Genomic DNA, 13,202 nt, shown 5'->3' on the forward strand with positions numbered 1-13,202 from the left:
TCAGGACTTCCTGGCTTTGGAATCGGGGAAGTATTCCAAAACCCTGTGTTCGGTCGGACGGAGTCTTCGGACCAACAATCAGAAAACTCCGGGAATCACCTCGTCGGTTCGGTCGGCGAATCCCTGCTCGGTCTGTGCGAGGTACTCCTCCCACAGAGCTGAATCCCAGATCTCAGCACGGTTTCCCATGCCGATCACTGCGACATCGCGGTCAAGTGATGCGTACCGGCGCAGGATCTGCGGAATGGTGAACCGCCCCTGCTTGTCCGGCTGCTCAGCCGAAGCCCCGGAAAGAAACACGCGGAGGTAGTCCCTGGCGTCCTTGCTCGTCATGGGAGCGGCGCGAAGCTGCTCGTGGACGGTTTCGAACTCCCGGGTCGAGAACAGGGTGAGACAGCGCTCTTGACCACGGGTGATGACCAGACCTCCGGCCAGTTCCTCACGGAACTTTGCGGGCAGGAGAAGACGACCTTTGTCATCGAGCCGCTGATTATGCGTGCCGAGGAACATGTCGTCTCACCCCTTTCGAAGCCACATGACTCCGATGCGCCCCACTATACTCCACTTTCCCCCACCATGTCCTCCCCAGGGCCCAAAATTGGACCTAGGCCCAGTATTTTGCCTGGTCACAGCGGTGGTAGAAAGTGGGGCGAGTCGGCCGCCAGGGCCCGAAAACGCTTCCAACCTGGGCCCAACGGCGGTCAGCCCCACCGAAATGCCCACCAGAACAGCCCCGCTTAGGCCTCTGAGGAGGAAAGTGGGGGCGCGTGGGGAGGAAAGTGGAGTGACCAGTGGGAGAAAGTGGGGAGCAAAGTGGAGTGGGCCCAGGGTGTGGGGCAGAATGGTGCCTATGACGACACCTTCGCCCGAAGCAATTCAGCACTACGGAGAAGTCGCCTCGCGACTGACTCACGCGGTGAGTTCGGTACTCGACGGCAAAGCCGATACCGTCCGCCTGGCAATCACATCGCTTTTTGCGGGCGGTCATCTTCTGCTGGAAGACGTTCCCGGCGTAGGCAAAACCCTGCTGGCCAAAGCGCTCAGCCGCTCTGTGGGCGGCACCGTTCGACGCATCCAGTTCACCCCGGACCTGCTGCCCTCGGACGTTCTGGGCGTCAATCTGTTCAACCAGGAGACTCGCCACTTCGAGTTTCGAGCCGGGCCGATCTTCTCCAACATCGTCATCGCCGACGAAATCAACCGCGCCTCCCCCAAAACGCAGTCAGCCCTTCTGGAAGCCATGGCCGAATCTCAGGCGACAATCGACGGGACCACGTACCTCATGCCTGATCCGTTTATGGTTGTCGCAACCCAGAACCCCATTGAAATGGAGGGCACCTACGCACTTCCGGAAGCCCAGCGCGACCGCTTCCTCATGCGCACCTCCGTGGGCTATCCCTCGTTGGCCGACGAAGTTTCGATGCTCGGCTCCCACGTGGGCCCGGATCCGCTCGACCGGCTTTCGCCAGTAACCACCACAGAAGAGCTCACGGCCCTTCGCACGGCGGTGGCGGCCCTCCCGGCGACCGACGAACTTCGCACTTACATAGTGAGCCTGGTTGTTGAGACCCGCAGCGACGCCTCTATCCGCATGGGCGTTTCACCGCGAGGATCGGTGGCTCTGCTGCGTGCCGCGCAGGCCAATGCCGTTCTCGAGGGCCGTGGCTATGTCACACCGCACGACGTGCAGGTTATGGCTGTCCCAGTCCTTTCCCACCGCGTTATTCCCCAGGACTCCGACTCCCCCGATGTCGCCGAGCAGCTTGTGGCCGACGTCGTCAGGAGGGTGCCGGTTTCGGCATGAGGATCAACACCTCCGGCTGGGTCTTCATCATCCTCGGCTCAGCGCTCATCATCGCGGCCTACCGGTTCGGCTTCCCGGGCCTTCTTCCCGTGGGCATTGTGTTCATAGGCCTCGTCGCCTTCAGCCTGCTGGCGGCTCTGATCACCAGTTCTCAGCTGAGTGCACAGCTGGTGGCTGACGCGCCGCCCCTGGACGGCACCGCAATCACCAGGGTCGGCGACGAGCTCGTCGTCACGGTGCGTGCGGCGAATCGCCTGCCCGCTCCCCTGCTGCCCTTTGATCTGACCTTGCACTCAAAACCCGGATTCGGCACCGATCAGAACGCACACATCGGCGCCCTGCCGCCGCGGGGATATGCAGATGTACAGGCGGTTTTCGTTCCCACTCACCGTGGAATGACCGGGGTCGAGAAGCTCTCGGCAGCTGTCAGCGGACCCTTTGGTCTGACTGCGGCACTGCGCGCGGTTCCCGGCTCACTCGATGTTGCCGCAGCACCGGCTGAAGCGCCGGTCGGGATTCCGCAGTCCCTCTCAGCCCACCTATCGCGCGTATCGAGCGACCGGGTCTCACGCGGGAGGGGAACCCGCGACTACTTCACTCGCGAATACGCACCCGGGGACGATCTGCGATACATCCACTGGAAGACCACCGCCCGCCTGGGTGAGCTTGCGGTCCGCCAAGAAGCAGAAGAGGAACACGCCACCGCGATCGTCGTCCTCGACGGAGGCGTTCAGCCGTCGTCCGCCCAGACCGAGGCCGGCACACAGTTCGAAACGCTCGCAGCCGCCGCTGCCGCGGCAGTGCGCGCATACTTCGCCGCCGGCTATGACGTTCGCCTGCTGTGCGGAGATGAGGACATTCAGATTGAAGCCCGCTCGCTGGACCTGCCGCACGCCGAGCTGGCGATCGCCCAGGCGGATGGTCGCAGTGTGCCCGGGAGCGTGCGCCTTCCGCAGAACGTCGAGACCGTCGTCGTGTGTGCCAGCCGCGGCAGCGTCAACGTGAACATTCCCGCGCGCGCCCACGTGTGGGCTGCCGATTCGGCTGCCGTCTACAGCGGTGCAGACGAACCGGTTCTGCCTGCTCAGTGGTCGCTGACGGCAAGGAGGGGACGCTGATGCAGATGGTCCGCTCCCTTCTTCTGTTTGCCGCGCTGTCGCTGGCAGCCTACGCCACGACCGCCATGTTCTCCGGGCTTGAGCTTCTTGTGCCGGTCATCTCGGTCATCGGCATCACCCTGTTCGTCGGCTGGCTGGCCCGCATGGTCCGGAAGGTCTCCGAGTCCGGGCTGGCGGTCCTCGTTCAGTTCCTCGCGGCAAGCTTCGCCGTGCTCCTCATCTGCGTACCCGAGTCGCTCACGCTCGGCTTCATTCCGGGCCCGTCGTCGATTTCGGCGCTCGTGTCGTCGGTCAGCGCAGGCTTCGAGGACGTGGCCACCAAGCAGATTCCGCTGGCCATCACCGGCGGGCTCATCACAATCTTCACTCTGGGCTTCGGCTTCCTGGCCCTAATAGTCGACGGCCTGGTGTCCGACCTTCGCGTATCGAAGGCGCCGGCACTTCTGCTGCTGACGGTGTGGGCTTTTCCCGTGTACTTCGCTTCGGTGCACACCAAGCCGGTCCACATGGCAGCGATCAGCGCCGCGTTCATCACGGTTCTTCTGACGGAGTATGCGAGTTCGGTGTTCAGAGCGCCCGGCAGCGAAGAGTCGGCTGTCGGCAATGAAAAGCACACGGCCGCCACTAGGCCTGGAGCCGGGGCCCTTCGCCAGCGCGGCACAGTTGTCACCTGGGCCAGAAACGGCCTGCGCCGGTTTCCCGGGACTGCTCTGCTGGCCGGTGCTCTGGCTCTCGTGTTGGGCATCGGTCTGCCCACCGTGCTGCCGGCGATCACCGCAACTCCCCACTACTCCAGTGAGCGCACTGAAGATCTCACGATCATCAATCCGTTCCTCACCCTCCGCAAGGATCTGCAGAACCCGTCAGATGACCCGGTGTTCACCTACACGACCACTGACCCCGGCGGTGTCGAACCCATCCGCCTGACTTCGGTCAGTGAGTTCGACGGCGAAGTGTGGAAGCCAGCTGAGTTCCCGCTGAGCAGGTCGCGCACTGCCGACGGCGGCTTGGCCAATGCACGGAAGCACGCCCCAGCAGGCGCTCAGCAGAGCGCCGAGTTCTCGATCGGCAATCTCGACCAGGCCTATCTGCCGGCTCCCTTCGCTCCCACACAAACCCACAGCGCCGGCCCACAGTGGCTGTACGACCCGAAGACGCTCACGATCGTAGGCAGCGGCGTGACATCGCGGGGACTGAGCTATTCGGTTGACTACCTTTCCGTGCAGCCGACTGCGAAGGAACTCGATGACGCCGGCGCCGATGCGGGGCGTTCGGCTGATCAGAAATACACTCAGCTGCCGAACGACGTTCCTGCGGACATCACCGACAAGGCGCGAGAGCTCACGAAGGACGCAGAATCGCAGTGGGCTAAGGCTGCCGCCATTCAGGCGTATTTCCACAGCGGCGATTTCACCTACTCCCTCGAAGCTCCGACGAAGGCCTCCAGTTCAGCACTGGCGGATTTCATGCGCCAGAAGAAGGGCTACTGCGTCCAGTTCTCAGCTGCCATGGCCTCTATGACCCGCTCGCTGGGCATCCCCACGCGGATTGGTGTGGGCTTCACCGCCGGCACAGAAACAGGTGACGGCCAGTACCAGGTGACTTTTGCCCAGGCCCACGCTTGGCCGGAGCTGTTCTTCGACGACATCGGCTGGGTTCGCTTCGAACCGACCCCCGGCGGTCCCGTTGGTGAGATCCCCGCCTGGACGACCGCCAGTGGGCAGTCCGAGGATGCCGAGCCGACGGAAGAGCCCACATCCGAAAGTCCGGAACCGACTCCGGAAGAAACTGACGACGCCGGTGGTGCAGAGGATGAGGAATCCGATTCTTCAGACCCCGGAGCCGCTGACGCCGCCGCTGACGTTCCGCCGTGGGTGTGGCTGACGCTTGCCGCTGCGGTGGTCCTTGCGTTCCTGCTTCTGCCCGTGATCGTCCGCTCTGCCCAGCGACGTCGCCGGCTCAGGGCTGGGGCTGTCGGACTGTGGGACGAGATCACCGCGACCGCCGCCGATGCCGGGCTTCCCATCCGCTCGTCGATGACGGCACCGGCTGCCGCCTCCGCTCTGGCTGAGCACGCTCCCGAAAGTGCGGCGGAACTCGAAAGCGCCGCGCAGGCATCGGACGCTCAGCGCTACGGCAACGCCGACATCAGCCTCAGGGCAGATGACAGCCGCGGTCTGGCTCTCGATGTTCGCAGCGAGCTCTTCGGCCGTCTGCCCCGGCTGCAGCGTGCAGTGAAGACCGTTCTGCCTGCGAGCGTGTTCCACAGACGAAAATAGGACAGCGTCCGCTATGACTGCGGGCAGGCAGTTTCAGCCGGGTCGGCTGCCCAGCACGGGAACTGCCGAAAGCGCCGGCGGCGGTGGAATTCTCCACCGCCGCCGGCGCTTTTGTTTCCGATAGCGCTCTTGCGCGCGATTCAGCCTTCCCGGCGTTTGTCCCAGCGGTCTTCCATGCGCTCCATAAAGGACGAGCGGCGCTTGGGAGCGGCAGAGCCCCGAGGGGCTGATGCCCTGTTGGGGGAAGACGCCGCGGCGTTTTCGTCCGGGGTCACTGCGTAGTAGCCGCCGAAGACCATGGCGGCGAAGCCGACAACACCGCCTACAGCGGCCATCGGCATAGTGAAGAAGAACAGCGAGGCGATTGCCGCCGCCAGACCGGAAACGAGTATGACGATTCCCAGAACGAGTCGACGCGGTGAGATTCGCAGCCCAGGCGCGTCTTCAGCAGGGCGTGAAATGTTCTGGGCGAAGCCGGGATCTTCGCTTCGCAGCTGCTGTTCAAGCTGGTCGAGAAGCTGCTGTTCGTGATCTGAAAGAGCCATAGTGTGAACTTCCTGCCCAAAACTTCCTGAAGTCGATATGACCAATGATAGTGCCACATGAGTCTTTGAGTTCCATGGGCGGAGAAAAAGTTCCTATTCCGGTGGCAGAAGCGATGCTGCGGAGATGGCGTTCGCGCCGAACTTCTTGCGGATTTCGTCGACGGCAATATCGGATTCCCGCGTTGACCGCCCCTCGCCTTCTAAGGTCTCCTGCCTGCCGACAACATCGACCGACTGAAGATTCGATGCCGCCACACCCAGCAGTCTGGCTCCCGTCCGCTTAGCCGCGGCCGCCTCGAGAGCCCCGAGGAGCGCCTCGTACACCTCACCGGTGACATCGGTCGGCGCCGGCAGGGTGACTGCCCGGGTGGTGGTGGTGAAATCCGGTGAGCGAAACTTCAGCGTGACCGTGCCTGCGGCGAGCCCCTCCGCGCGGACTCGGGCAGTCACCCTGTCGGTCAGACGAAGAAGTTCGGTTCGCAGGCGCTCCAGCTGGTAGATGTCTTCGTCGAACGTGCTCTCAGCGCTGATCGAATGATCCTTGGCCTTTTCGTGAACTGTCCGACTGTCGCGCCCCTGCGCGTATCCGATAAGCGCTGGGCCGGCTGACCCAAGAGTCTTCGCCGCCCATACCGGCGACTGGCGGGCCAAGTCGCCGATCGTGCGAATACCGTAGCGAGACAGGGTTTCGTGCGTGGCCCGCCCGACTCCGGGCAGCGCCGTGACGGGCATCGACTCCATGAACTGCGCCTCTTTGCCCACCGGGACCACCAGCTGTCCGTTGGGCTTGGCTCGTGCCGAGGCGATCTTCGACACGACCATCGCCCTCGACAGGCCGATGGAGGACGGCAGGCCGGTCTTCTCGGCAATGGTCTGCCGCAGCTGCAGGGCGATTTTCGCGGGGCTGCCCAGCCTGCGCACCGCACCGGAAACATCGATGTATCCCTCGTCGACGCTGACACGGCTGAAATCCGGGGTGATGTCGCCGACCACATCAAAAACACGGCGTGAGTACTCGGAGTAGACGCCCTTTGTGGGCGGTACGACCACGGCACCTGGGCACAGCGCCAGGGCCCGGCCGATCGGCATAGCCGAATGTACGCCGTAGGCGCGCGCCTCATAGCTTGCCGAGGAGACCACTCCCCTCCCGCTGCGTCCGCCGACGATAACGGGACGGCCGTTGAGCGAAGGATCGATCAGCCGTTCGACGGACACGAAGAACGCGTCCATGTCCAAATGGAGGATCGTGCAGCCTGCGTCGTCGTCGCCCAGGCCGGTCAGGTCACCGCCGGTGCGGTCCAGCTGCTTTCTGCTCATACGTCCTCCCCCACTCATCGTACGCGGGCTGACGCCCCACGGCCCGCAACGCGCAGTCAGCCGCGGCTGCGGTTTCGGGCCGGGCCCACCGCAGACTGCGGCCCGTTTAGGCTTAGGGCATGAGCCTTACAGATCCGTCTGACGTCCGTCGCCTGGTCGATGCTGCTCTGCGCGAGGGCCTCGATCGCACCGCCAGTCGCTTCACCGCGCTGTCGCCGACAGCTGAACACCTCATGCGGCCGATTCTGGACTTCACGGCATCCGGCAAGCGCATCCGCGCTCTCGCCGCCTGGTGGGGCTTCGAAATCGCTGGCGGCAGCGCCGACACCCACCCCGGCATCGCGAACGCTGCGGCCGCCGTCGAACTTCTGCACGCCGCAGCGCTGATCCACGACGACGTGATTGACGCCTCCGACACCCGGCGGGGTGCACCGTCTGTGCATCGGCAGTTTGAAGCGCTGCACAGAAGAGACGGCTTTGCCGGCGACAGCGAACACTTTGGAATCGCCACGGCAATAGTCGCCGGCGATCTGTGCCTGGCACTGTCCGAAGAGTTTTGGTCCCTGACGGGTCTGCCCGACGCAGCATCTCCCGCGGCACTGGCAGCGCGCAACGACCTGCGCCGCGATGTCATGTTCGGCCAGTTCCTCGACATCTACGTCCAGGACGCACCCGTGAGTGCTTCCGAGGTCACTGATCGCGCATGGGAAGTTCTCACCTACAAAACAGCGAAGTACTCCGTGGAGCAGCCGTTCGCCGTCGGCGCGTCGATTGCCGGTGCCGATGACGAGGTCGTAGATGCGCTGCGCGCTTTCGCCCTGCCCCTGGGGCGGGCCTTCCAACTGCGCGACGACGAACTGGGCGTATTCGGCGACCCGGCGATCACCGGCAAGCCCGCAGGGGATGACCTGCGCCAAGGAAAGAAGACAGTGTTGGTCGGCTACACCCTCGAAGCGCTGTCAGAAGAAGAACGCGACTGGTTTGTCCGCACCCTGGCAACTGAGCGCAAAACCGCTGACGACATCGCGCAGATGACGGACCTCATCCGTTCTTCTGGAGCGCTCGAGCGCATGGAGCAGCTCATAGCACGAGAAGTCGCTGATTCCGAGGCAGCGCTGGATGCACTCGGGAAACTGGGCCTGGACCCGGATGGACACAAAGTCCTGCGCAGCTACGCGCAGTCCCTGACCGTCCGCTCCAGCTGAGCTGTCTTAGAACGCAAGCGCCTGGGCGCGCCGGCGGATCTCGGATTTCTCACCGCGACGGAGGAAGTCAATGGCCCGCCCGGGCAGAGTGTCATCGTTCTCGTACAGCCAGGCAATAGCCTCGTCGTCAGAGAACCCGGCATCCGCAAGCAGCACGAGAGTTCCCCTCAGAGCAGGCACGGGCTGACCGTCTTTGATGAACAGCGCAGGAATTCGCATGGTCGGCGGAGTCCCTGACTTCAGTCCCAGGAGGGCGCGGTCCTCGATCTTTCGGTGCACCTTCGTCACCGGAACATCGAGAAGCTCAGCCGCCTGCGCCGCTGTTACCCATTCGTCAACGATCTCTTCAGCTCTTTTCACACTTCAAGCCTACGGCACTTCGATCTGCCGACATATGGCCGCCGACGACTCCGATGATCCGACACGCCGCTGGGCCTGGCCGTGCCCGTCGACTGGTGGACCTAGTCTTGGGACAGACACACTTCCCCGTAGAAAGCGTCCTATGCAGCGAGACACCAGGCGCGACCCGAATGGCGCGCCCGCGCCGGGTTTCACCTCGGGAACCATCACCGAGGCCGTCCCGGTGACCCACGGCGGCCGCACCTACCGTGTGCGCACCGGCGACACCGTCATCAGCGTTGCCAAAAAACACGGCGTTTCAGCGCCGGCACTGATCGAGCTGAACGAACTGCGCGGACGCACCACGCTCATGCCCGGACAGATTCTGTCCCTGCCGGAGAAGAACGTACCGCCGCCGCCTGCCGGCCACACCGTCAAGACCGGCGACACTCTCGCTTCCATTGCCCGCCAGCACGGCACCTCGACTGCTGCGCTGCAGCGCGCAAACGCCATGGGCAGCTCTGTCCTCATCACCGTCGGAGAAGTGCTGGCGCTGTCCGGCTCCGGTGCTACCAGCGCCCGCGTCAAACCTGCGATGCCGGAGAAGCTGCCGAACATTCCGCACACCGTCGACGGTCGTGAATACCCGGAAGACGTGCTCTTGGCAGCACGGCTCAACAAAGCCCAGCTCATGCGCCGACCCGCCCCAACCCGCTCCTGGGTGCGCAAGACCGTTCTTCGTCTGGCCGGCGAAATCGGCGTCGACGGCCCGCTTGCACTGGCCGTGGCCACACAAGAATCCGGCCTGAACCACCGTTTGGTCTCGCCGGTCAACGGAATCGGCATCATGCAGCTGACACCGAGGGCCGGACAGTGGGCGTCTTCGCTTATCGGCCGTCGCCTGGACATCCTCGACCCGGAGAACAACATCGTCGCCGGACTGGCCATCCTGCGCCGGCTGCTGGCCACCACTGACAACCGCTCGGCAGCTGTTGCCGCCTACTACCAGGGTGCTGCCAGCATCGAACGGACGGGAATGGCCCCTGACACCCGCTCGTTCGTGCGGACCGTCGACATCCTCACCGAACGCTACAGCCACAGTCCGGAGGTGCCGCATGGCACAGATCCGTGATCAGCTGATCGGCGTTGTCCTCGACGGCCGGTACCGCATCGAATCCGTGGTCGCCCGCGGCGGAATGGCGATGGTGTACCGGGGCACCGACCTGCGACTCAAACGCGAGATCGCAGTCAAAGTCATGCACGGGCACCTGGCCAGCGACCCCTCGTTTGTCGAGCGCTTCGAACGCGAGGCGATGAATGCCGCCCAGCTGTCCCACCCCAACCTCATCGCGGTCAACGACCAGTCCCGCGACGGCGACGTCGTCTACCTCGCCATGGAATACCTCGAGTCGGTCACCCTGCGCAAGGAGCTGAAGTTCCGCGGTCGATTCACACCCCGGCAGGCGATCAGCGTTGTCGACGCCATCCTCGCGGCGCTCGAAGCTGTTCACGAAGCCGGAATGATCCACCGAGACCTCAAACCCGACAATGTGCTGCTGGGCACCGACGGGCAGATCAAACTCGCCGACTTCGGGCTGGCCCGCGCGGTGACGAACGCAACAACCACGAAAACACTCATCGGAACGGTCGGCTATGTAGCGCCGGAGCTTGTCACCCGCAGCGGCGCTGATGAGCGCACTGACCTCTACACGCTGGGCATCATGTTCTACGAGATGCTCACGGGGTCTCAGCCCTACACGGACGATGTTCCGATTCAGGTGGCCTACCGTCATGTTCACGACCGCGTAAAAGCACCGTCCGAAGCTGTTCCCGGTCTGAGCCCCCAGCTTGACGCTCTTGTCCTGTGGGCCACGAGCCCCAATCCGGACGACCGCCCCGAAAGCGCGTCCTCTATGCGCCAGGCTCTTGGCGAAGCGCGATTGGCAATGACCGATGAGGAACTCGACTTCGGCGGCACATCGGATGCGGCTGATCCCACCGAACCGGTTCTGACCGCAACTGCTGACATCGACGCGCAGATCGGAATCGAAGCTCCCGAATCAGCTCCCGGCACTGGTGAGATTCCCAAGCTCACGGCAGACGAAACACCCGCCGAGATCGATTCCACGGCGGACCTTGCAGGCACCCTGACAGCCGCCGCGGTTTCTGCCGACGGCACTCCCCCGGTCGATCTGCCGCCGGTGGCAGGCGAGCCGACGGCAGCAGAAGAACTCGAAGCCGACGATGAGCCGCGCAGGTCGCGCCGTCGCCGCCCCCTGCTCATGGGGTTGATCGCCGCTGTCGCGGCGCTTGGGCTGGCGAGCTCGTTCGGCATAGCCAAGGCAGCCGGCCTCATAGGAGGGCAGGCCGAGCAGGAAGCCGTCATGGTCGCCGTTCCCAAGATTGAGGCCGGCACTGCCGAGGATGATGCTCGGCAGACTCTGGAGAAGGCCGGTTTTGCCGTCAGCGCTGAGAGCAGCCACCACGGTGAGGTTGCCAAGGGGACGGTTATTGAGACTCGACCCGCGGCTGGGAAGGAACTCCAGAAAGGCGAAGCAGTCACCCTCGTCACCTCTGATGGCCCCGAAACGGTCGCTGTTCCCACAGTCGTCGGCAAGACCGAGGACGAAGCCGCAAAGGCGCTTACTGACGCCGGGCTGAAGAAGGGCGAGGTTTCGACCGTGGAGGATCAGGGGCCGAAAGGCCGCGTTGTAGCCCAAAGTGCCAAGGCGGACAGCCAGGCCGAGAAGGGAAGCGCGGTCGACATCACGGTCTCCAGCGGGCCGAAGACGACTGCCCTTCCCGATCTGCGGGGCCAGGAATACGAAGCCTCCTATAAGCGGCTGCTGGGCCTGGGCTTCCGTGTGGCCCGCGACGATGTCTACAGCGAACACACGCCCAAGGGCAAGATCGTGGCGATGTACCCCGGTCCCGGCGAGAAGCGCACCGCCGACACTCTGGTGATCCTCAAGGTCTCCAAGGGCAAGGAGCCTCCAAAGGACGACAAGAAGAAGGACGAAGACAAGAAAGACGACAAGCCGAAGGACTGAAGCTGAGTCTGCGGCCGTCGGACATAGAAAACCGCCGGGTTGAAGTTGCGCGCTTCAACCCGGCGGTCTGTTTTCGGTCAGATTGTTCAGTCGGCACCCTCCGTGAGGTACTCGGCGACCTGGAACGCCATTTCCAGCGACTGGTCGTGGTTAAGGCGGGGGTCGACGAGGGTTTCGTAGCGACGCTGCAGGCCCTCTTCGTCGATGTTCGCTCCGCCGCCCATGATTTCGGTGACGTCATCACCGGTGAGCTCCACGTGAATGCCGCCGGGTACCGTGCCGATTTCCTGGTGGGCGCGGAAGAATCCGGTCACCTCGCCCATGACGTCCTCAAAGCGGCGGGTCTTGTATCCATTGGACGCGGTGATGGTGTTGCCGTGCATCGGGTCGCACATCCAGGTGACCTGTGGAAGGTCGTCTTTGACGGCTGAGAGCAGTTTGGGAAGCTGCTCGCCTACTGTATTCGCGCCCATGCGGGTGATGAAGGTCAGGCGACCGGGCTCGCCCTCCGGGTCGAGCTTTTCTGCCAGGCGCAGAGCGTCATCTGCCGTTGCGTTGGGGCCGAGCTTCACTCCGATCGGGTTCTTCACGCGCGAAAGGAAGTCGACGTGGGCTCCGTCAAGATCACGTGTGCGCTCACCGATCCACAGGAAGTGGCCGGAAACGTCGTAGGGGTCACCTGTGCGCGAATCAATGCGGGTCAGCGCCTGTTCGTACTCCAGCAGCAGAGCTTCGTGAGCCGAGTAGAACTCGACGGTTCGCATGGCGTCGAAGTCGACACCGCATGCGTCCATGAAACGCAGCGCGCGATCGATGTCTCCGGCCATCTTTTCGTAGCGAACGTAGTTCTCATTCGCCCCGAGGAAGCCTCGGTTCCACTGGTGCACCTGCCGAAGATCCGCGAAACCGCCCTTTGTGAAGGCGCGCATGAGGTTCAGAGTCGATGCGGATGCGTGATAGGCCTTGAGCAGACGGGCCGGGTCGGGGCGGCGAGCGTCTTCGGTGAACTCGTGGGAGTTGACGATGTCACCGCGGTAGCTTGGCAGGGTCACGCCGTCGCGGGTTTCAACATCGGAGGACCGGGGTTTGGCGTACTGACCGGCCATGCGACCCATTTTGACGACTGGAACAGCAGCACCGTAGGTAAGAACTGCGGCCATCTGGAGGATCGTCTGTACGCGGCGGCGAATGCTTTCGGCCGTGGAGTCTTGGAACGACTCAGCGCAGTCGCCACCGGCCAGCAGGAACGCTTCGCCGCGCGACGCGGCCGCAATCTGAGCCTTCAGCTGGTCGGCTTCGCCGGCGAAGATGAGCGGCGGAACTCGGCGCAGCTGTTCCAGCGATGCTTCGAGCTCTTCGGGATCGGTGTACTGCGGCTGCTGTTTGGGACTGAGATCGCGCCAGGCGTCAAGACCTTTGAGGGTTTCTTCGGAGGCGCGGGCATCGCCGGCCAGCTCAAACATAGGGTTAACGCTTTTCACAATCATCCACTCTCTGCTGTCAGCACGGGCGATCAGCGCCCCGGTCCGCCGTGGACCGGGGCAT

11 protein-coding genes are annotated in these 13,202 nt (G+C 63.8%); 6 read left to right on the forward strand and 5 right to left on the reverse strand.

Annotated elements, in window-relative coordinates; genetic code table 11:
* Nucleotides 1-78 precede the first annotated feature (78 nt).
* A complete protein-coding gene (mraZ, locus tag GC119_RS07400; RefSeq protein WP_070572300.1) occupies nt 79-510 on the reverse strand; it encodes a division/cell wall cluster transcriptional repressor MraZ in 432 nt (143 codons plus the stop codon).
* Nucleotides 511-850: 340 nt separating this feature from the next.
* On the opposite strand from mraZ, the gene GC119_RS07405 reads away from it, so the two are divergent.
* From GC119_RS07405 to GC119_RS07415, 3 genes are read left to right on the forward strand one after another with little or no spacing between them, the layout of a single operon-like run.
* Nucleotides 851-1,804 carry an AAA family ATPase gene (locus GC119_RS07405; protein ID WP_070572298.1) on the forward strand — a complete coding sequence of 318 codons (954 nt, stop codon included), beginning with the start codon at nt 851-853 and terminating at the stop codon, nt 1,802-1,804.
* The gene (locus tag GC119_RS07410) at nt 1,801-2,922 is read left to right on the forward strand and encodes a DUF58 domain-containing protein (RefSeq protein ID WP_151952797.1); all 1,122 of its coding nucleotides are present in this window, start codon (nt 1,801-1,803) and stop codon (nt 2,920-2,922) included. The genes GC119_RS07405 and GC119_RS07410 overlap by 4 nt, the downstream gene beginning before the upstream one ends.
* Nucleotides 2,922-5,201: a transglutaminaseTgpA domain-containing protein gene (locus GC119_RS07415; protein ID WP_141750113.1), complete on the forward strand. Its 2,280-nt coding sequence runs from the start codon at nt 2,922-2,924 to the stop codon at nt 5,199-5,201. Before GC119_RS07410 ends, GC119_RS07415 begins: the two co-directional genes overlap by 1 nt.
* 140 nt (nt 5,202-5,341) lie before the next feature.
* Here GC119_RS07415 and GC119_RS07420 read toward each other — a convergent pair whose 3' ends face one another.
* Nucleotides 5,342-5,746, reverse strand: coding sequence for a DUF3040 domain-containing protein (locus tag GC119_RS07420; RefSeq protein WP_070572292.1), 405 nt, complete (start codon nt 5,744-5,746; stop codon nt 5,342-5,344).
* Nucleotides 5,747-5,839: 93 nt separating this feature from the next.
* Nucleotides 5,840-7,063, reverse strand: a complete 1,224-nt coding sequence (gene dinB / locus GC119_RS07425) for a DNA polymerase IV (protein ID WP_070572290.1) — start codon at nt 7,061-7,063, stop codon at nt 5,840-5,842.
* Nucleotides 7,064-7,182: 119 nt separating this feature from the next.
* On the opposite strand from dinB, the gene GC119_RS07430 reads away from it, so the two are divergent.
* Complete coding sequence (locus tag GC119_RS07430) at nt 7,183-8,268, forward strand: polyprenyl synthetase family protein (protein WP_070572288.1); 1,086 nt, start codon at nt 7,183-7,185, stop codon at nt 8,266-8,268.
* 6 nt (nt 8,269-8,274) lie between these two features.
* Here GC119_RS07430 and GC119_RS07435 read toward each other — a convergent pair whose 3' ends face one another.
* The gene (locus tag GC119_RS07435; RefSeq protein ID WP_070572286.1) at nt 8,275-8,628 is read right to left on the reverse strand and encodes an Rv2175c family DNA-binding protein; all 354 of its coding nucleotides are present in this window, start codon (nt 8,626-8,628) and stop codon (nt 8,275-8,277) included.
* Nucleotides 8,629-8,770: 142 nt separating this feature from the next.
* Between GC119_RS07435 and GC119_RS07440 the strand changes: the two genes are divergently transcribed.
* Together GC119_RS07440 and pknB are read left to right on the forward strand one after the other, a co-directional pair.
* Nucleotides 8,771-9,739, forward strand: coding sequence for a LysM peptidoglycan-binding domain-containing protein (locus tag GC119_RS07440; RefSeq protein ID WP_070572284.1), 969 nt, complete (start codon nt 8,771-8,773; stop codon nt 9,737-9,739).
* Nucleotides 9,723-11,657, forward strand: coding sequence for a Stk1 family PASTA domain-containing Ser/Thr kinase (gene pknB / locus GC119_RS07445; protein ID WP_070776506.1), 1,935 nt, complete (start codon nt 9,723-9,725; stop codon nt 11,655-11,657). Before GC119_RS07440 ends, pknB begins: the two co-directional genes overlap by 17 nt.
* Before the next feature lie 86 nt (nt 11,658-11,743).
* On the opposite strand, the gene GC119_RS07450 is transcribed toward pknB, so the two are convergent.
* Nucleotides 11,744-13,120, reverse strand: coding sequence for a class II 3-deoxy-7-phosphoheptulonate synthase (locus tag GC119_RS07450; RefSeq protein WP_070572280.1), 1,377 nt, complete (start codon nt 13,118-13,120; stop codon nt 11,744-11,746).
* Nucleotides 13,121-13,202 lie beyond the last annotated feature (82 nt).

The sequence above is a fragment of the Brevibacterium sp. Marseille-P9724 genome (assembly GCF_902500275.1).
Lineage (GTDB): Bacteria > Actinomycetota > Actinomycetes > Actinomycetales > Brevibacteriaceae > Brevibacterium.